We start from the raw sequence: 20,598 nt of genomic DNA, 5'->3' as shown, positions 1-20,598 counted from the left end.
AAGCATAAACAATCCCATTAGATGAAGAAGAGAGAGATACTGACGGTCCTCGCCGCCGCGGCCCTTACGCTGACTGCGGCGGCCCAGGGCTACGCCCCGGCCGAAAGCCACCGTCTGACGAAGACCATCAACACCGAATGGACGTTCAACTACTTCCCCCAGGAGGAGGAGGTCAGGGGCGTCTACGAATCCCCGTCGTTCGATGACTCGGCCTGGAGCTACGTCTGCGTCCCCCACACGTGGCAGACCTACGAAACCACGCGCGAGCTGCATCCCTACATCCGCAACGTCGCCGCTTCGGACAATCCCTACTGGTGGAACGGCTGGGGCTGGTACCGCAAGCGCATCGACATCGGCCGCGAGTACGCAGGCCGCCGCATCCGCTTCGAATTCGACGGCGTGCAGAAATACGCCAAAATATACCTCAACGGCAAGTACCTGGGCGATCACAAGGGCGGCTTCACGAGTTTCTATGTGGACGCCACCGACGCCGTGAATTTCGGCGGCGAGAACATCCTGACCGTGGCCGTGCAGAACTCGCTCAACGACAAATACCGCATCCCGCCGATGAACGCCGGCAACTGGGCGGTCTACGGCGGTATCATCCGCGACGTGCGGCTGGTCGTCACCGACCCCGTGAGCATCCCTTTCCAGGGATCGTACAAACACGAGGGCGGCACGTTCATCACCACCCCGGAGGTGAGCGAGAAACAGGCTGCCGTGCGGATCAGGACCTTCGTGCAGAACCAGCGTCCCGACGCCGCGGAGGTGACCCTGCACACCGTCGTCACCGACGCCGAGGGGAACGTATGCGAACGGCTGAACGCCTCGCAGCGCATCGACGCCGGACAGATCGCCGAATTCGACCAGTCGATTCCCAAATTCCGCAAGCCCCGGTTGTGGAGCCCCGACTCGCCCTATATCTACAACGCATACAGCGAAGTTTACGTGGGTAAAGAGCTGGTCGACACCTATCATTCGACCTTCGGCATCCGCAGCGTCGCGTGGGACTACGACCTGCACCGGCTGGTGCTCAACGGCAAAGTCACCCACCTGCACGGCATCAACCGCCACGAGGAGTTCCCGTGGCTGGGACACGCCTTCCCGAAATGGATCGCGCAGCGGGACATGGAGGACATGAAATTCGGCCTCGACATCAACTACATGCGCACGGCGCACTACCCCAACGACCCGTCGGTCTACTATTTCATGGACCGCCACGGCATCTGCATCAACGAGGAGCTGCCCAATATCAAAAACCAGAACTTCTCGAAGGAGGTGCAGGAGCAGAACTGCCGCGAGATGATCCGCCGCGACCGCAACCACCCCTCGATCGTCATCTGGTCGATGGGCAACGAGACCGACCACGCCTGCGACTCGCGCTACGCCGTCGAGGAAGACCCCACGCGCATCATCACCGTGCGGCAGCCCTACAACGACTCGTACAACCCCGAGTTCTGCAAGCACACCGACAAGGAGATGCCCGTCGAGAGCTACCTGCGCTGCACGATCCGCGGCTGGTACGACAAGGACGACATGAATCTCGAACCTTCCGACGGTCAGTGGGCCGGCACGGAGTACTGGCAGCACAAGCTCTCGCGCAACCCCAAGAAACCCATCTCGGAGCACAACGGCACCGTCTGGCTCTATGCCGACCACGGAGCCGACCGCGAATACGTCGGCGCACCGCTCAAACACGTCAACCCCAAAGGCTGGGTCGACAGCTGGCGCACGCCCAAATACGTCTATTATCTCTGGCAGGCCAACTTCTCGCGCAAGCCGATGGTCCACATCCAGCCGCATTTCTGGCGTTCGCAGTACGTCGGGCAGAAGAAGCTCATCACCGTGGATTCCAACTGCGCGAAGGTCGAGCTCTATGTCAACGGCAAAAAGGTCGGAGAGAAGAAACCTGACATCACCAACGACTTCTGCGTCGAATTTCCCGATGTGGCCGTCGAACAGGGCGTGATCGAGGCCGTCGCCACGCATCGCAGCGGTACGGTCGTGAAAGACCGCGTCGTGATGTCGGGCGAGCCCGCAGCGCTGACGATCAGCATGTCGGCGGACAAAATGATGTCCACGGCGGACAACATCGTCGAATTCAAGGTCGACATCGTGGACAAGGACGGCGTACATGTCTACGGTGCGAACAATACGCTCAAATTCCACGTCGAAGGCCCCGCGACGCTCGTCGGCCTCGACGTCTACATCAGCGACCGCAACAAGCACGAGGAGTACGAAGGCACGATGTACATCGACGCCCCGGTCATCAACCTCATCCGCGCCGTCGGCAAGACGGGCACGGTGACCGTCACCGCCTCGGCAACGGGTCTCAAACCGGCTTCGGCGACCGTCGAAGTGGTCGACTACGTCGATCCCGCGCCGCTGCCCGGCATCTCCGAACCCCGCCTGAGCTGGGAGGGCCGCCAACACGTCGCCGTCAACGCTTCGCAGGCCAATTTCGTGCCGGCACCCGAGGAGATGCGCCTCTTCCCCGGCGAAGTGTCGTTCCCGATCGCCCGCCAGCAGGAGTTTCGTGCGCTCACCCAGGCGTTCATCAAAGAGCAGAACCCCGGTATCGACACCTCGACGCCCGAATTCCGCTACATGCTCGATGCCTTCTCGACGATCCTCGCCTCGACGGCCCGCTACGCCGGCGACCGGGGCTATATCGTGGCCGACGACTACAACTTCATCGCCGGCCAGTACAACGTGTCGCGCGCCATCACCAAACACCTGGCCACGAAGCGGCTGCCGAAAGCCTATGTCGACTACATGACCAACTACTACGCGAAGATGATCGTGCGCGACGGTAAGGACATGAACTACATGGCCGTCTGCGAACTCATCGACCGTATTCCCGAGGGCGGCGAAGCGGTCTGGACCGGCGAAAAAAGCGCTGCAAAGGGGCTGCGCACCGTAGAGGGCACGGACCTGAAAGCCATCGCGGCACTCGTCCGTCCCGAACTCGGCACGCTGGACAAGGACGCCCAAAAGCGGGCCTACAAACTCATCACGGCCGTCAACCCGTCGGTGACGTTCAAAAGCATCCGCAACAAGAAGACCAAGACCCGCACCGACTCCTACACCGTGAAGCCCAACAGCGTGGTCCTGATTCCCGAATTCAAGGCCCTGGCCTCGAAGAAATTCCCCGACAAGAAACTGTAAGATGAAACTCACCCGATACATAGGATACGCGGCGCTGGCGGCATGGCTGCTGGCAGCGCCGGCGTGTACCGGGGCCAAAGTCACGCCGACGGCGGCGACACAGCCCGAACACCACACCGTGACCGACCGCTACTGCGTGACCGTCGGCGGCGTCGACCTGCCTGTCGAAGCCTACAAGGATATCTACTACGTCAATTTCGCACTCGACGGCAGCGCCCCCGTACTCATCGGGTCCGCCGAGCCGCTCACCGGCTGCGAGGTCAGTCCCGCCGCCCGGGGCATAGCGGCTTCGGTCGAAGGCGCCGAGGCCCGGTTCACCCTTCCCGGCGCAGGCTGGTGGGTGGTGCGCCTGAACGACCGCGACCGGCTGTTCCTGCTGGCCGATGAGCCCGAGAAGGCTCCGGCAGCAAACGGACAGACGCTCAACGCCGCGGATTTCGTGTCGGGCGACGGGCTTCAGACCGCCAACCTGCAACGCGCGCTGGACGAGGCTTCGGCCACGGGACGCACGCTGATCTTCCCGCGCGGGGTCTATCCGACCGGAACGCTCCGCATCGGCAGCAACACGCACATCTACCTCGCCGACGGGGCGATCATCAAAGGCTCGGACGACCGTGAAGACTACCCCACCGACGGCGGCCTCCCGGAAGCCGACCACATCCACAACAAGGAACACTACACCGACAACGGCGAGTGGATGACTTTCAGCCGCCTGATCCTCGTCGACAGCGCCGAGAACGTCTCGATCCGCGGCCGCGGCATCATCGACGGAAGCGGGGCCATGCTCCGCGCCCAGGGCAAGCCGGCCAACCTGATCCGCATCCGCAATTCGCGCAACGTGTCGATCGAAGGCGTCCTGCTGCGCGACCCCGCGGCGTGGAACACCCACATCCACTATTCGGACGGCGTGACGATCCGCGACGTGAAGCTCATCAACGACGCCACGGTTCCCAACACCGACGGTTTCGACCCCGACGCCTCGACTAACGTGATGATCGACCACTGCTTCGCCTACTGCTCGGACGACAATGTGGCCATCAAAACCACCAACAACCTCGGGCTGAACAAGGACCTGCGGAACATCGTCATCCGGAGCTGCGTCTTCCTGACGCGCAAGTCGTCGCTCAAAGTGGGCACCGAAACCAAGGCCGCGCGCATGTCCGACATCCTCTTCGAGAACAACGACGTCGTCGAGTGCGACCGCGCCCTGGCGCTCTACTGCAACGACGGGGCGCTGTTCGAAAACATCACCTTTTCGAACAACCGCGTCGAACGCAACTATCCCGACAGCCAGCGCCGCCCGATCCATTTCAAAATCTCGGAACGCCACGGCAAAGGACAGATCCGCAACGTCATGATCCGCAACTGCGACTTCGCCACCGTATTCCCGCGCCCCGCCGAGATCGCCGGGCTGGACGCCGACCACACGATCGACAGCCTGACGTTCAGCAACGTCACGATCGGCGGCCGTCCCGTCCGCTCGCCCGACGACCTGGGCGCCAAGATCCGTTTCACCGAAAACATCCGTTTCGAATGACAAAACGACTTACGATACTCCCGGCCCTGCTTCTGTGGACCGCAGCCGCCTCGGCTGCCGGATACGAGGTGCGCATGAACGGCGCGCCCCAGCAGGTCGAGCCCTTCAAACACTACCACTACGTCTCCTGTACGCCGGAGGGCGCGGCGGAGTTCACCGTGACGGTCCCCGCAGCGGTCTCCTCGGCCGAAGTCAGCCCCCTGAGCCGCGGCGTCGAGCCCTCCATCGAGGGGAGCACGGTGCGCTTCCGCCTCCCGGAAGCGGGCCAGTACCTCGTGCGGCTGAACGACACGGCAAAGCTCTTCATCTTCGCCGAGAAACCCGCACTGAAAGTCGAGGGAACGAGCATTATGGAGTATAAAGGCATCGACAACACCGGGACGACGAACGTCACCGCCGCCGTTCAGCGTGCCATCGACGCATGTGCGAAGAAGGGCCGTACGCTGATTTTCCCCGCCGGGGAGTATCTCTGCGGCCAGCTCCGCCTGCCGTCGCACGCGCACCTGCATCTGGAACGCGGCGCGGTCATCCGGGCCGACGCCTCCTCGGCAGCCGCCTTCGAATCGAACGACGATGTCAAGACCCGCCGCTTCATCTATGTCAAGGACGCCAAAGATATCCGGATCACGGGTCTGGGCGCCATCGACGGCAGCGGCCGCGCCCTGCGCGAAAAGTTCGGCGACAAGGCCCGCATACGCCTGCTGCTGGCCGTGAACTCCTCGGACCTGCATTTCGAGGGCGTGATGTTCCGGGACCCCGGGTCGTGGAACACCCAGATACTCCTTTGCCGCGACGTCGTGCTCCGCAACATAAAGCTGATGAACGACACGGAACTGAGCAACACCGACGGCTTCGACCCCGACGCCTCGCGCAACCTGCTGATCGAAAACTGCTTCGGCTACTGCTCCGACGACAACGTGGCGGTCAAGACCACGGGATATTCCGGCTATCTGGACGACGCGGAGAACATCACCGTCCGGGGCTGCGTCTTCCTGACCAAGAAATCGTCGCTCAAAGTGGGCACCGAGACCCGCGGAACGCGGATGTCGGGCATCACTTTCGAGGACAACGACGTGCTGGAATCGGACCGCGGCATGGCGCTCTACGTCTCGGACGGCACGGCCCTGAGCGACGTGCGTTACCTGAACAACCGTTTCGAACGCAACCACCCCGACAGCAAGCGGATGATGTTCCAGTTCTCGGTCAACGCCCGCCGGAAAGACTCCCCGATCGGCTCGATCCGCGGTGTCGAGATCCGGAACTGCTCTTTCCGGGTCCCCTTCCCGAAAGCCCCCGAGATCAAATGCCCGGCCCGGGGCGATATCGAAGGCATCGTCTTCGAGAACCTGACCGTGGGCGGCAAGAAAATCCTTGCCCCGGAGCAGATCGCGCTGAAATGCATCAACGCAGAAGCGACCTTCAAATAAACCGCCATGAAACGACTGTTAGCCATATCGCTGTTCCTACTCACCGCTGCGCGCCTCGACGCACAGTGGCTCGACTCGAACGTCTACGACCGGCCGCTGAAAGAGGTGCTCCAGCAGGTCGAAGCCCAGTATGGCGTCAAACTGCTCTACGAAGAGAAGAACGTCAGGGGACGTAGCGTCAAATCGGCTCCGTGGCGTTTCTACGACGATGCCGAGGCCACGCTCGACAACATCCTGCGTCCGCTCGACATGCGCTGGACGGCCAAGGCTCCCGGCGTCTACGAAATCAAGAAATGGGAGTATTTCCGCAAGCCCTACGCCGAAGGCGAAAAGCACCTGAAGCGCCTGCTCGCCCTCTACCCCACGCGCGAGGCTTTCGAAGCCCGCAAGGCCCGCATCCGCACGCACATACTCGCTACGCTGGGGCTCGACAGCCTGAAAAAGTGCGACCTCGCGCCGATCCGGAGCAACCTGCGCCGGCACGACGGCTACACCGTCGAGAACATCGCGCTGGAAATCCTGCCCGGCGTCTGGGTTTCGGGATCGCTCTACATGCCCGCACGGTTCCGGGGACGCATCCCCGTCATGCTTTCGCCGCACGGCCATTTCTACGACAAAACCGACACCTCGATTCCCGACCAGCGGGGACGCTACCGTCCCGACCAGCAGCTCCGCTGCGCCATGCTGGCCAAGATGGGTGCCGCGGTTTTCAGCTACGACATGTGGGCCTGGGGCGAATCGGCGCTGGCTTTCAAACTGAAGGACCACCGCTCCGACCTGGGAATCGTCATGCAGACCTGGCAGAGCATCCGCATCCTCGACTACCTCTGCGCCCAACCGTGGGCAGACACGACCCGCGTGGGCGTCACGGGCGCTTCGGGCGGCGGCACGCAAACGATGGTGATTGCGGCGCTCGACGACCGCATCACGCTGAGCGTCCCGGTGGTTATGCTCTCGTCGCACTTCTTCGGGGGATGCCCCTGCGAAAGCGGGCTTCCGGTCCACATCCTGCCGGGCGAGCCGATGACCAACAACGCCGAACTGGGAGCCCTCGCAGCCCCGCATCCGCAGCTGGTGATCTCCGACGGCCACGACTGGACAGTGACCGTGCCGCAGATCGAATACCCCTACCTGCAAAAGGTCTACGGATTCTACGGTGCCGGGGACAAGGTCCGCAACGTCCACCTGGCCGCCGAACAGCACGACTACGGCGTGAACAAACGCCGCGCGATGTACGACTTCGTGGCGGAGCAGTTCGGGCTGCGGACCGAAGGGCTGCGCAACGCCGACGGCACCTACCGCGAGGAGACCGCAACGGTGGAACACGCTCCGGAAATGTATGTTTTCGGAACGGACCGCCAGCTTCCGGCCCATGCCGTCAAAGGCAGCGACGCACTGCGCAAACTACTCCGGGAGTACAAAATCGAACAGTAACCCATAAAGATAACCTGCGATGAAACAAATTTTACCCATCCTTACGGCACTGCTGCTCTGCGGTCCGATCTCCGCGCAGATCAGCACGGCGGATTTCGAAGCCCTGCGGGCCATCTACGAAGCCACGGGCGGCGCCGGCTGGACAAATAACACCGGTTGGGATTTCAAAAACGCCACGGCCGACGACGTGAAGCCCTACAACGCCCAGGAGGGCACGGGCTGGTTCGGCATCAACGAAATCCGCAAAGGCCGCGTCAGCAAACTCGAACTGCCCGCCAACGGCCTCACGGGCGAGCTTCCCGAAGCGATCTACGCCCTGGACGGCATGCGCACGCTCAACCTCTCGGGCAACGGCCTCACAGGAAGCCTTTCACCCGAGATCGGGCGTCTGAAACTCATCTCTTCGCTCAACCTCTCGAACAACCGGCTCACGGGCGAGATTCCCGGCGAGCTGATCTTCCTGGGCGCCGAGGCCAGGACCTCGAAGCCCCGCGAAGACGGCAAGGGCGGCAACGAGATCAAAATACTGCTCAACAAGAACCAGCTGACGGGCCCGATTCCGGCCGCGATCGGCGACATGGCCCTGCTGGCGAAACCCGCCAAGTCGATCTCGCTCGACCTGAGCTACAACAGGCTGACGGGCGAAATACCCGCTTCGGTAGCCCAGCTCACCGAACTGACGGCATTCAAGGCCGCCGGCAACCGCCTCACGGGCGCGGTGCCCGCGGCGCTGGAGTCGCTGCCCCGGCTCAAATACCTGCGTCTGGAGAAAAACGCCTTCACGGGCGCCGTACCCCGCAAATAATCCGCTGACAACCAAAAAAAACATAACCTGACATGAAAAAACTGATCCTCTTATCGCTTGCCGCGCTGGCCCTGACGGCCTGCGGCGACTCGGATTGGCTGGGAGACGGCAACGTCTACTACAAGCCGAAAGAGCTCACGCTGTCGAAAAGCTCGCTGAGCGAACTCATCATCGGCGAAACCCGCCGTCTCTACGCCACTTTCGACCCGGCTGAAACCACCGACGGAGAAATTCTTTGGAGTTCCAGCGACGACGCCGTCGCCACGGTCGACGAAAACGGCTCCGTACATGCCACCGGCCTGGGCGACGCCGTCATCACGGCCCGCAGCACGGCCTATCCCGAAATCGAGGCCACATGTGCGGTCTCGGTAACGGTCGAATCGGGCATCCGCGTCTACGACCTGCTGCTCGACCAGCCCGTCGACGACCGGATCACCTTCGTCCGCAACTCCACGGGCAACCGCGACTACTATTTCGAAGTCTTCGTACACGACACCTTCGACAAGAGCGTGACGTTCGAAACGACGAACGGAGAGGTCGTGGACATCGAGGAGAAGGAACTCGACGGCCGCACGGGCTTCACGCTCGTCCCGGGACAAGAACTGGGCGACGCTACGATCACCATTCAGTCGACGCGCAACGACGACGTGCGCGCGGAAATCCCCGTCAGCCTGAAAACCATCAAGGTTACGGGTGTGGCGCTGTCGCTCAACGAGGACGGCAGCGAAGCCAGCGACGCACTCGCCGGGAAACTCACCGTCAGCCATACCAAAGCCGTCCGCGTGGTCTTCTCCACGGACGACGAGGAGATCAAGATCCCCGAAAACAGCCGTATCAGCGTCGAGAGCAGCAACACCGCCGTTGCAACGGTCGACGCCGAGGGCACGCAGGACCCCGCCACGCAGACCGTATCGTTCAACGTCTATATGGTCGACGATCCGGCCAACGCCCCCGACGGCACCTCGACGATCACCGTCAAGACCGACGACGGCTCCTACGAAGCCAGCTTCACCGTGACGGCCCAATGCCCGGGTGTGCAGCAGATCGTCCTCGGCCAGACCCTCTCCGACCCGATCCTCGCCGGCCGGACGTTGCAGATGACCTACAAGACCGTTCCCGAGGACGCCTATGTACAGACCGTACAGTGGAGTTCGGCCGACGAGAGCGTCGCCACGGTAGACGCCAACGGACTGGTGACAGTCAAAGCCGATTTCGCATTCGACCCGGCCAACTGCGAGGCGACCGAAATCCTTATCACGGCCACCTCCGACGACGCCAGCGCCGCCGCAGGGTCGTGCAAACTGCGCCCGTATCAATATGTACCCGCCACGGGCGTCATGGTGACCGACCAGTGGGGCAACCGCATGCGCGGCACCAGCACGACCGCCTCAACCATTTCATCTCCCAATGATAATTACGCCTGCATCGTATACTGCTCCGGAGGAGGAACTGCTAAAAAAACTCTATTCAATGACACTCAGAGCTGGGCTGTCGCATCGCCTGCTGTCGAAGGAATTGACAAAGCAGGTTCGGTAGCCGTTTACCTAACGGCGACACCCTATCCCTACGAATATCCCACTATCGCCGACCCCGACCAGCCGTTCTACTGGGCTTGTCTCTCCACATCACGTTTTGCAATTGCCGGAGCCGGATATGAAGACGGCAGTACAGCCGAAGGCTGGACGGCATGCAAAAAAGACGACGGTAAGATCAAATGCTTCCTCGGCCATACCTGCAAATTCTGGACAGGTCACAAGACAACGACGAAAGATGCACCCTTCATCCGCATCTGGCGCTATACAGAAGGCCAGGCAAACGACGGAAATTACAATAAGACCGACGACCTGCTTTTCCGTTTCCTGGTCAACACGTCACAAGGTTCGGGTGATTCCAAGCTCGGCATACCGTCGCTCAAAAACGACGACGGCACGGCCCGTGTCTTCGACTTCCTCAACACGGGCGGCATCTCCCAGCCCTTCGACGATCCCTGTCCGGTACCTTGGACGGGTCCGATGCCGCGCCCGGTCGGTTACTACACGCTCGACGACAGCGGCGCTCCCGGCCAGCTCAAAACATGGGGCGACATCCCCGTACCGGCGAAACTGACGGAGATCAAATAACACTGAAATTCGGTTCATGGTGCTTTCCCGGCACCATGAACCTTTTCCGACCCTGACGAAATGAAGAAAATACTCTCCCTGCTGTTGGCTTTCACAGCCCTCGCCCTGCATGCGCAGGAGCCCATGCAGTACCGCATCGTCCCGGTGGGTTCGTCCCAGTGGATGAATCCCAAACTCAGCGATGAGGTCCGCGAACAGATCGACCGCATCGCCGCCGACGGCTACAACGTCATCTCCATCGGTACGTTCACCTTCCTGCCGATGCACATCGTCGACTACGCCGATTCGCCCTACCCCGAAGCCGCGGAATACACGCCTGCCAAGGTCGCCCAGAACCTCGCGACCCTGCGGGAGAATATCTCCTATGCCAAGTCGCGCGGCATCCGCTACGTCGTGACGCGCTCCTATTCGCACTATGCACCTTACAAATTCTGGTGCGCCCACCAGCAGGAGCTCAACCCCGACGGGGTCTTCGACCAACTGCTGCGCAAAGCCCACCAGAACGACATGTTCCAGAAAGCGCTGGCTGGCAAGTCGCCCAACTGCGTCCCCCAACAGCAGTGGACCAACGATTTGTTCCGCGACTTTTTCCTCTGGTCGACCTCCCGGGCGCTGGACCTGCTGCCCGAGCTGGACGGTTTCCTGAACGCCTATGCCGAAGCGGCATGGACCTACGACGTCGAAAAGGTGCGTCCCAACACCTGGAAATCGTGGAAAGAGTGTGTGGACTACGACAAGACGGACAGTTGTTTCGTCGACTACTCCAACCGGTTGGCGCACATGCTGCGCGAAAAGCGGGGCGACGATTACTTCTTCGGCATGCGCGACTGGTATGTGAAGCCCGAAGTGATGCAGCAGCTCGACATTCCGCGCGAGAAGCTGGTCCTCTCGGTGAAATACGCCGGCTACGACCAACCGCTGGTCAACTGCCCGCCCTGGGGCAAACAGATGCTCGACGACGGTTACGGCGTGGTGCTGGACATGCACGTCTACGACGCGGAGTACCCGCATCCGGTCTACTGGTACGACAACAACATCGTGAACCGCATCTTCGACAACGTCCGCGCAGGCGGGTTCACGGGCATCGTCTATCAGGACTACACGCTGCGCGGCGAGGATTCGGCCGACAACCCCGTGCGGCGGCTGACGCAGCTCACCGTGGCCGGAGCCATGAACCGCAAACCCTGGTCGGACGCCGACGCCGAAAAATACCTGGCCAAAACCTACCGCAAGGCCGCACCCCACGTGTTGCAGTCGCTCAAAGCCGTGGCGCACGCGCAGGAGCAGTTCATCAAACTGATGCCTGCGTGGTTCTGGCGCGGCGACGGCCTCTCGGTCGGGGGTTTGCAGCCGTTGAAGTTCTGGCAGATGTTCGACAACCCCGAGGCGCCGGCCGGCATGGCCTTCGTCCGGCAGGAAGTGGTCGGCGTACCGGAGTATTGCACGGCATGGCGCACCGGAAACCGTTCCGACGAAGAGCTCGCCGCGAAATACCACGCCGAAAAGCGGCTGACCCCTGCAGACGTACTGCGCGAAATGGCCGCGTGTGCCGACCGGGCCGTCGCCGAGGCCGAGAAAGCCCGCGCCGCGGGACCTGCAAACGCCCCTTATCTCAACGATATCGTCGCCAGCGCCTACCTCAACCGTACGCTCTGCCAGCGCAATGCCGCGCTCATCGAGGCTGCGCTGTTTTTCTACAAGAGCGGGTATGTCTACAACGACAAATACGAACTATCGCGCGAACGGGTCCATACCGAAGGACCGGAATACGGCGCCGAGTGCATCGCGGCGCTCGAACGCTACATCCAGCGCGACTACCTGATGCGCCGCATCATGCTCGACTACTCCCCGCGCCGCCGCACGCTGCGCCACGCCAACACCTACTCCGCCGAGCAAAAGGTCGCCAACGTCCTGAAGCGCAAGATCGACACCGAAGACCATACCGAAGCGGAATTCGAGGCCCTGCGCCGCACGATCGAGGGAAAATAGGCATTTTTCACCACCTATCCCGGTATTTATTGTACATTGCATTCGCCCGGAAGCCGTAATTTTGTTCCGAACGAAAACCCGAAACACAACCGATGAAAAGACTCATTCTGACCTGCTGCCTGCTCGCCGCCACGGCGGCCGCACATGCCGATACACGGCTCATCACACGTCTCGACGTACTCGACGTCTGGCAGTTCAACTACAACATCTCGCACTGGCTCGAACAGGGCAACCTCCGCACGGGCGTATCCATGTACGGCGAGGAACCCGTCGCCGTCACCGCTCTGTCGCCCGAACTGGAAGGCGCCGACTGGATTCAGCCGGCCTACGGATCGAAACGCTTCGACCGCGGCGACATCGCCTACTTCGACCTGAAGGCCGACGCCGAGGTCTTCGTGGCCCACAACGACGCCATCGCGGAGAAACCCGCCTGGCTCGACTCGTTCGTCCGCACCTCTCTGTATATCGCCAACGACCGCGGAGAACGCTTCACCTGCTACCGCCGTCCCTACCGCCGGGGCGAACACGTGACGCTGGGCGAGAACGGAAGCAGTTCGCATAACATGTACCTCGTGGCGGTACGTCCGCTGGGCGAATGGCCCGAAACGGTGCGTCCCGCAGGCTTCGTCGTCGACATCGCCGAGGCCGGAGCCGTCGGCGACGGCGCGACGGTCAACACCGCCGTCCTGCAGGCCGCCATCGACAAGTGCAGCGCCCGCAAAGGCGGCGGCACGGTCTGGGTGCGCGACGGAATCTATGTCACCGGAACGCTGCAGCTCAAATCCAACGTCACGCTGCGCGTCGAAGCGGGCGCCATCCTGCGCGGGTCGGTCAACCACGACGATTTCCCGCCCCTGCGCTGCTCCCTTCCGTCGTTCCGCGGCAAAGAGGACTTCCAGATGATCTATGCCGAAAAAGCCTCGAACATCACGATCTGCGGCGGCGGCATCATCGACGGCTGCTCGCTCTTCGAGGGCTATCCCTGGCGGGGCCGCAACAACGAACACGAACGCCCGCGCCTGATCCGCATGGTCGAATGCGAAAACGTCGCGATCGACGGCGTCACGCTGGCCCGCAGCGCCAACTGGACCCAGTATTACGAGGCCTGCCGGGGAATGCGTGTCGAAAACGTCACCGTGCGCTGCTACACCGGCACCAACAACCAGGACGGCATCGACCTGAGCGGATGCAGCGACGTGGTGGTCCGCAACTTCCTCTGCAGCTGCGGCGACGACGCGATCTGCCTCAAAGCGCTGTCGCTCACCCCGGCCGAGAACATCTTCGTCGAGGACGTGCGCGCACGCTACGCCAACTGCAACCTGGTAAAGATCGGCACCGAAACCCACGGCGCCATCCGCAACGTCCACGTCCGCAACGCCGAGGGCTGGACCCGCTATTCGATCGCCATCGAAGCCGTCGACGGCTCGGTGATCGACGGCGTGACCTACGAGGACATCCGCATGAGCAACTGCGCGGCTCCGTTCGTCGTGCGGCTGGGCAACCGCGGCCGGACCTTCGAAGGCGGCCCGAACCCCGCGCCCGTCGGCGCCATCCGCAACGTCACGCTGCGCAACATCCGCAACACCGGCATCGGCTGGGTCGAGGTCAAGGGCGGCCCGGGCGTCGGCACGGCCGTCGGCGGCCTGAAAGGCCATCCGATCGAGAACGTGCTGATCGAAGACTGCGACCTGCTGCTCTTCGGCTCGGTCAACGAACCGCAGATGATCTACCGCGACGTTCCCGAAAACGAGAAGAAATACCCCGAATTCGACTGCTACGGCACCTGTCCCGCCTACGGAATCTATTTCCGCCATGTCGACGGACTGCAGGTCCGCAACGTGCGGCTGCGGCTGGCCAACAACGACGTCCGCCCGGCAATCGTGATGGACGACGTGAAGAATTACGCGCTCGAGGGCATCGACTACGAAAGCTGTTCGCGCACGGAGCCTTACGGCCTGTGGCACCAGCAGGACGGCGAGATCCGCGACGCGAAAAAGTAACGGTTTCTACCGATAGGTTCGGTTTTATGTGTGGAGGGCCGGGCATCAGCCCGGTTCTCCGGTTTTAAGAATCAGACCATGAAAAAACTGCTGTACACCCTGCTGCTGCTCCCCGCAGCGCTCTCCGCCCGGGAGTTCTCGCCCCGCGAGGCGCTGACCCTCGACCTCGGCACCCCCGTCAAACAATGCCGGCTGACGCCGCTCAACCTCGGCAGCGGCGAACGGGGATTCGTCACGGTCTTCTCCGCCGAGAAGAGCATCGACCCCTACGAAGGGAATTTCACCTTCCCGAAGGATACGCCGAAGATCGCCGTCTTCGACGCCGCAGGCCGCGAATTGTGGCGGCGCGAACTGCCCCACACCATCCCGGGCGTGTGGTTCATGCCGCTGCTGCCGATGGACATGGACGGCGACGGATGCGACGAGATCTATTACGTCGCCAACACCTGCGAACGCCCCTTCGACTACGACGGCTACCGCCTCGAACGCGCCGACGCCCGCACGGGCCGTGTGACCGGTTCGTGGCAGTGGCCCGCCCCGGCCCACAACCAGGCCAACAGCTACAAATGGCGGTTCCTGCTCATCGGCGGCCATGCCGACGACGGCAGTCCGGTGCTGGTGACCGTGCAGGGCACCTACAAGGAGATACAGATGCAGGGCTGGAACGGCGACATGAGCCGCCGCTGGAAGGTCAAAATACCCGACGACGGCCGCGGAGCGCGCGGCAGCCACTCGACCCCGATCTTCGACCTCCGCCGCGACGGCTGCGAACAGTTCATGTACGGCGAGCGGTGCTTCTCGTTCGACACGGGCGAACAGCTCTTCATCCTCGACGGCGACGCCTGGAACGAACATTCCGACCTGGTGCAGCCCTGGTGGGACGCCGAGTCGGGACGGTGGTGCTTCTTCACCACGCGCGAAAAGGGCGACGACGGCAAGCAGCCGCGTGCCGTGATGTTCGACCAGACGGGACGCCGGCTCTGGGAGATCGCCGAGCGCAAAGGCCACTACCACCACGGCTGGGTGGGCAATTTCGGTCCCCGCGGCGAACGAATCGCCATGGCCGGACGCTACCCCTTCAAAGGCGAGGCAGTCCCGTCCAAAGGGTGCGTCGGCAAAACCTACGACGCCCGCACGGGCGAGGAAGTGAAAATCGACTTTCCGATCAAAGGCACGGTCGTCGATTTCAACGGCGACGGCATCCACGAACTCTACACGGACGGAGCTCTGTACGACCGCACGGGGCGCGTCGTGCTGAAAACCGGCAAAGGCCTCCTCGTCGCCGCGAAAAAGGTGCTGCCGCTGGCGGGCGAACAGATCGTCGTGGCGCGGCCCGACGGCCGCATCGTCTTCTGGGCCGACCGCAACGCCCGGGAGAACCCGGACAGGTTCGACACCGAGGTCTACCGTGACAACGTCCGCCTGTCGTCCGCAGGTTACGGACACCGTTATCCCGTACTCAATTTCTGACGCCATGAAACGCCTGCTGGTCCCCGCCCTGCTGGTCCCCGCCCTGCTCCGGGGAGCCGAACCGCTCGAACTGGCCCGCCGGGTCGCCGACAAAGTGGTCGACAACACCCGCTTCGAACTGGAATACAAACTCCAAAACGCCTATCCCGACTTCGGATGCGTCGATTTCGGCCGCTGCATGGACCGTCAGGGCGTGGCCTACGCCCTGACGACGCTCCGGTGCGAAGGCGACACCGAAGAGCTCTTCGAACTGGGATGCACGGGCCCCGTACGGATCACGGTCGACGACTCGGTGGTCTACGAACGCACCCTGCCGCACCCCTTCGCCGCGGAGTTCGGCGAGAAGGATTACCGCCTTCCGGAATCGTTCCGTCTCCGCCTGACGGCCGGACCGCACAAACTGCTCGTCAAAACCGAATACCACGGCGGCGAACACCTTTTCCTGATGCAGTCGCGCAACTTCTCGCGCTATGCCGAACGGGGACGCAAGATCTCCTGCACGCTCGAAAACTACGCACCGAAGCTCAAAGAGGCCCGGTGGCTGGTGCTCGGAACGTTCGGCGGCGATCTTGCCACACCGCTCGCCCCGGACAGCACGCTGCTTTTCCACACGCCTTACCGGGACTGCGACCGCACCGTCGCATGGAACATCCCGCCCGTCGATATCGTCTCGGCGCCGGCCGCCAACGGACGCTTCTTCGAATGGTATTACCATGTGGGATGCTTCGCCTGGGCTCTGCAACGCCTCTCCGCCGCCTCCGGCGATCCGAAATACGCGGCCTACGCCGATGCATGGTGCGATTTCTCGCTCGGCACCTTCCCGCTGGCCGAACACCAGACGCGGCGGCTGCACGCCGTCCGGTCGTTCAACTTCGGCACCGCAGGCCGTCCGATGCTCGACTACGTATCGGCCCCGGCCATGCCCTACATCACCCGCTGCGTCGAGAGTTCCGATCCGCCCGAAAGCTACCGCCGGCAGGCGGAACGGGTGCTGGACTACCTGCGCCACGAACAGTTCCGCACCGAAGGCGTCTTCGCCCGGGAATACACCCCCTATCCGTCGGTCTGGGCCGACGACATGTTCATGGGACTGCCCTATCTGGTCTACGGCTACCGCCTGACGGGCGACGAAAGTCTCCTGCACGACGCCGCCGACCAGCTCATCGGCTTCAACCGCCTGCTTTTCGATGCCGGCGCAGGCCTCTACCGGCAGGCCTGCTACCCCTCGCATCCCGACATCCGCGTTCCGCACTGGTCGCGCGGCAACGGCTGGGCCCTATGGGCGACGTGCGAGGTGCTCGACGCGCTCCCCCGCAGCGACCGGAATTACAAACGGATACTGGCCATCTACCGGGCCCACATCGAAGGAGTGCTGCGTCATCAGGATACGGAGGGCTACTGGCGCAACATCCTCGACCGGGAGGATTCCGCCCGCGAATCCTCCGGTGCCGCGATCTTCACCTACTGCCTCGCCCGCGGCGTCAACCGCGGATGGCTTCCGCGCAAGCAGGTCGAAGAGCCGCTCCGCCGGGCCTGGCAGGCGTTGACGAGCTTCGTGAGCGGGGAGGATGATTTCAACGGCGTGAAAGGCGGCACCAATTTCAGCACCGATCCTGCGGACTACGAGCGCATCCCCTTCATCCGCAGCGACACGCACGGACTGCTGCCGTTCCTGTTCGCCGCATTGGAGATGGAAAAACTCCAAAAATGAAAAACAGGGAATTTCCGAACGACGGAGCCACGGTTTAAAGCCGTGGCTCCGTCGTTTTTTGGCCCGGCGTGAATTTTTATCACCGGCAAATACGTAGTTTCACCGGGTCTCTCGTAAGTAACAATACCATGCAACATCCTGCCGCGACCGCAAGCCGGGACAGAATGGCAACACTAACCTTATTTACTTATGAGAAACCTTAGACTAAAATCAACTCTGTTTCTTGCCGTTGTGCTTGGAATTGCCGGGAGTGCGGCTTCCTGCGACAACGACGAGCTGACGCCGAAGGAGCGCTACTCGATCGAGCTCAGCAGCGAAAATCTACATTTCACGGAGGAGGGAGGCAATTCGAGCCTGACTCTCTCGACGAACAGCCAATGGGAGATCAACACATCGTCCGATTGGGTGAGTTTCGTCCCCACACAGAGCGGTGCTGCCGCTGACAAACAATCCATTACCATTACAGCACTTCCGTTCAGCGAGGAGAACGGTTCGCGCACAACCGTCATCTCGGTCAAATGCGGCGATATTACAACCGACGCCGTAGTCCGCAAATTCATTAACGTCAGCCAGGAAGGCCCCGTCGTCGAAGACCGCGAACCGGGCATCTACTCGCTGAAGGACCTGACCGAACTGGGCGAAGCGATCGCTTCGGCGACCAAAGAAGCCGATCCGGATTACAGCAAATGGCAGGACGAAAACGGCGTAATCAATCTCTACAACGACATCAACGCCGGAGCGACACCGCTGCCGCTCATGGGCGGACAGACGACCGCCAACGACAAATCGGGGGCTTTCGGAGCCGTCTTCGACGGCAACGGCCACACCATCTCGGGACGCCTCGAAAGCGGCGGACAACCCATCGTGGCCCTCTTCACGCGCCTGGCCCCCACGGGCATCATCCGCAACCTCACGGTGGATGTCGAAGCGACCAACGATTACACGGGAAGCGTACAGAAACATCTCGCCGCCGTCGTCGGCTTCTCGGTGACTGCGACGGGCGGTCGCATCGAAAACTGCACTTCGAAAGGTACGCTGACCATGGCCGGCCCGACGGACAATCCGCGTGTCGGCGGAATCGTCGCCTACGGACGCTGCGACATCACCGACTGCTCCAACTATGCGGACATTACCTCCAACTCGACCCGTGTGGCAGGCATCAACGGCGCCGGAGGCGGAGCGTTCACCCTCTCCAACTGCAAGAATTACGGCAACATCCATGTAAGCTGCGATGCGGCACAGGTCGGCGGCATCATCGGACAGTTGAACGGCCAGACCATCCTCGGCTGCGAGAACCACGGCGGCATCACGCTGGCAGGCGGCAAAAAGGCCGTAGTCGGCGGCATCGCCGGAAACAGCCAGGGTTCCAGCTCGATCGGATCGGCTGAAGCTCCGTGCCTGAACAAAGGCGTCGTCACGCTCAACGGCCTGGAAACCGCACCCGCCGCAGGGAGCGGCGTCGGAGGCATCTCGGGCGGCATGTCGGCTGCTGTTCCCATCGCATACGCCACCAACGAAGGCGCCGTCGTCAGCAATATCGACGACAGCAACGTCGCAGCAGGCGGCATCGTGGGCGCGATAACCAAGGCCGCCCCGCTCACCAACTGCCAGAATAAAGCGTCGGTCACGTCGGCAGCCAACGCCGGAGGCATCGTAGGATCGACAACGGTCGCAACGGAGATCACCGCCTGCGGCAATACGGGCGATATCGTCCGGCTGGCGACGGCGACCGTTCCGGCGGCCTGGTTCGGAGGTATCGCAGGCCAGGGCCCCTCGGCAGTCCTCACGAACTGCACCTTCGGAGGCACCGTGCTCGGCGCGGCCGGTGACAGCAACAACGCAATAGGAACTGCGGCCCAATAGCAGGCGCAGCAAAATAAACAGATCGTCATGCAGCAATTTTCAAAGAAAACGTTACGGAATTTCTTCTTCGGCACCCCGGTATCCGATGAGAGGGAGCAGGTCAGTTCGTGGTTTACCGCCGGGGACGAAAACCCGGAGTTCGAAAACGAGCTCTACGTCCTGTGGAACGAACTGCCGGAATCCATCGACCGGACCTCCTCCCGCAAAGGGTTCGAACGTTTTTCCGCTTCGCTCGCTCATAAAGGCATCGGCGGGGCGGCAGGCCCCCGCAAAACAATCCGCAGGATCAGGGAGTGGACGGTGAGGATTGCAGCATGTATGGCAGTGCCGCTCGCCGTTTTCGCCCTCTACCTGAACGGACAGACCCAGAAGCCCAAAAACTGGATCGAGAAACACGTGGCGTACGGAGAAAAAATGCAGGTGACGCTGCCCGACAACTCGACGGTCTGGCTGAATGCCGGAAGCAAGATCATCTACCCCGAGCAGTTCAACCGGAAGGTCCGGCAGGTATTCGTCACCGGAGAGGCCTATGCCGACATCGAGAAAGACCCGTCGCGGCCCTTTTTCCTCTCGGTCGGAAATGTCAACATCAAAGTGCTGGGGACGAAATTCAATGTGAAATCCTACCCCGAGCAGTCGAAGACCGAGGTGTCGCTGATCGAAGGGAGCATCTCGCTGGAAGCGAATTTCAACGGCTTCACCAGGCAGTACACCCTCGAACCGGGCAATTACATGAGCATCGACCACCACACGGGCGCCGTCGACACCTTCCAGTTCTCGCCTTCGAGCTACACTTCGTGGAGCGAGGAGAACGGAGGCCTTTATTTCCGCAACCAGACGCTCGAAGAGATCACCGCCGACCTGGAACGCAAGTTCAACGTAAAGATCATCCTCCGGGACGAACAGCTCAGGCACGAGCGTTATTTCGCCTCGTTCGTGAACAACGAATCGCTGGACGACATCCTCAAATTCCTGAAACTGGGCAGCTCGTTCCAATACGTCTCGAATAAAAATGTCATCGACATTTACAAGCACTGAACCCAACCGAAACAAGCAATTTAACCCCAAACCACC

Annotated in this window: 12 protein-coding genes; all 12 read left to right on the top strand. The window is 62.0% G+C overall.

Features of this window, described 5'->3' with window-relative positions; all coding sequences use genetic code 11:
- Positions 1-21 precede the first annotated feature (21 nt).
- The 12 genes from BLU78_RS10045 to BLU78_RS09990 all read left to right on the top strand — a co-directional run bounded on the left by BLU78_RS10045 (position 22) and on the right by BLU78_RS09990 (position 20,562).
- Positions 22-3,168 carry a glycoside hydrolase family 2 protein gene (locus tag BLU78_RS10045; protein ID WP_010266448.1) on the top strand — a complete coding sequence of 1,049 codons (3,147 nt, stop codon included), beginning with the start codon at positions 22-24 and terminating at the stop codon, positions 3,166-3,168.
- 1 nt (position 3,169) lies between these two features.
- Entirely contained in the window at positions 3,170-4,705 is a 1,536-nt protein-coding gene (locus tag BLU78_RS10040; protein WP_010266451.1) for a glycoside hydrolase family 28 protein, read from the top strand.
- Positions 4,702-6,132: a glycoside hydrolase family 28 protein gene (locus BLU78_RS10035; RefSeq protein WP_010266454.1), complete on the top strand. Its 1,431-nt coding sequence runs from the start codon at positions 4,702-4,704 to the stop codon at positions 6,130-6,132. Before BLU78_RS10040 ends, BLU78_RS10035 begins: the two co-directional genes overlap by 4 nt.
- Positions 6,133-6,138: 6 nt before the next feature.
- Entirely contained in the window at positions 6,139-7,566 is a 1,428-nt protein-coding gene (locus BLU78_RS10030) for an alpha/beta hydrolase family protein (RefSeq protein ID WP_010266457.1), read from the top strand.
- A 19-nt stretch (positions 7,567-7,585) separates the two neighbouring features.
- Positions 7,586-8,371, top strand: a complete 786-nt coding sequence (locus BLU78_RS10025; RefSeq protein WP_010266458.1) for a two component regulator — start codon at positions 7,586-7,588, stop codon at positions 8,369-8,371.
- A gap of 32 nt (positions 8,372-8,403) precedes the next feature.
- Positions 8,404-10,491 carry an Ig-like domain-containing protein gene (locus BLU78_RS10020; RefSeq protein WP_010266461.1) on the top strand — a complete coding sequence of 696 codons (2,088 nt, stop codon included), beginning with the start codon at positions 8,404-8,406 and terminating at the stop codon, positions 10,489-10,491.
- A 60-nt stretch (positions 10,492-10,551) separates the two neighbouring features.
- Positions 10,552-12,480, top strand: coding sequence for a hypothetical protein (locus BLU78_RS10015; RefSeq protein WP_044106757.1), 1,929 nt, complete (start codon positions 10,552-10,554; stop codon positions 12,478-12,480).
- A 92-nt stretch (positions 12,481-12,572) separates the two neighbouring features.
- The gene (locus BLU78_RS10010) at positions 12,573-14,480 is read left to right on the top strand and encodes a glycoside hydrolase family 28 protein (protein WP_010266468.1); all 1,908 of its coding nucleotides are present in this window, start codon (positions 12,573-12,575) and stop codon (positions 14,478-14,480) included.
- A gap of 78 nt (positions 14,481-14,558) precedes the next feature.
- A complete protein-coding gene (locus BLU78_RS10005) occupies positions 14,559-15,950 on the top strand; it encodes a hypothetical protein (RefSeq protein ID WP_010266472.1) in 1,392 nt (463 codons plus the stop codon).
- 4 nt (positions 15,951-15,954) lie between these two features.
- Entirely contained in the window at positions 15,955-17,661 is a 1,707-nt protein-coding gene (locus BLU78_RS10000; RefSeq protein ID WP_010266475.1) for a glycoside hydrolase family 88/105 protein, read from the top strand.
- Positions 17,662-17,892: 231 nt separating this feature from the next.
- Positions 17,893-19,524, top strand: a complete 1,632-nt coding sequence (locus tag BLU78_RS09995) for a BACON domain-containing protein (RefSeq protein WP_010266479.1) — start codon at positions 17,893-17,895, stop codon at positions 19,522-19,524.
- Between the two features lie 27 nt (positions 19,525-19,551).
- Positions 19,552-20,562: a FecR family protein gene (locus tag BLU78_RS09990; protein ID WP_010266482.1), complete on the top strand. Its 1,011-nt coding sequence runs from the start codon at positions 19,552-19,554 to the stop codon at positions 20,560-20,562.
- Positions 20,563-20,598: the final 36 nt, after the last annotated feature.

The sequence above is a fragment of the Alistipes timonensis JC136 genome, from assembly GCF_900107675.1.
Taxonomy (GTDB): Bacteria; Bacteroidota; Bacteroidia; order Bacteroidales; family Rikenellaceae; genus Alistipes; species Alistipes timonensis.
This window is presented reverse-complemented; position numbering and strand designations above follow the sequence as displayed.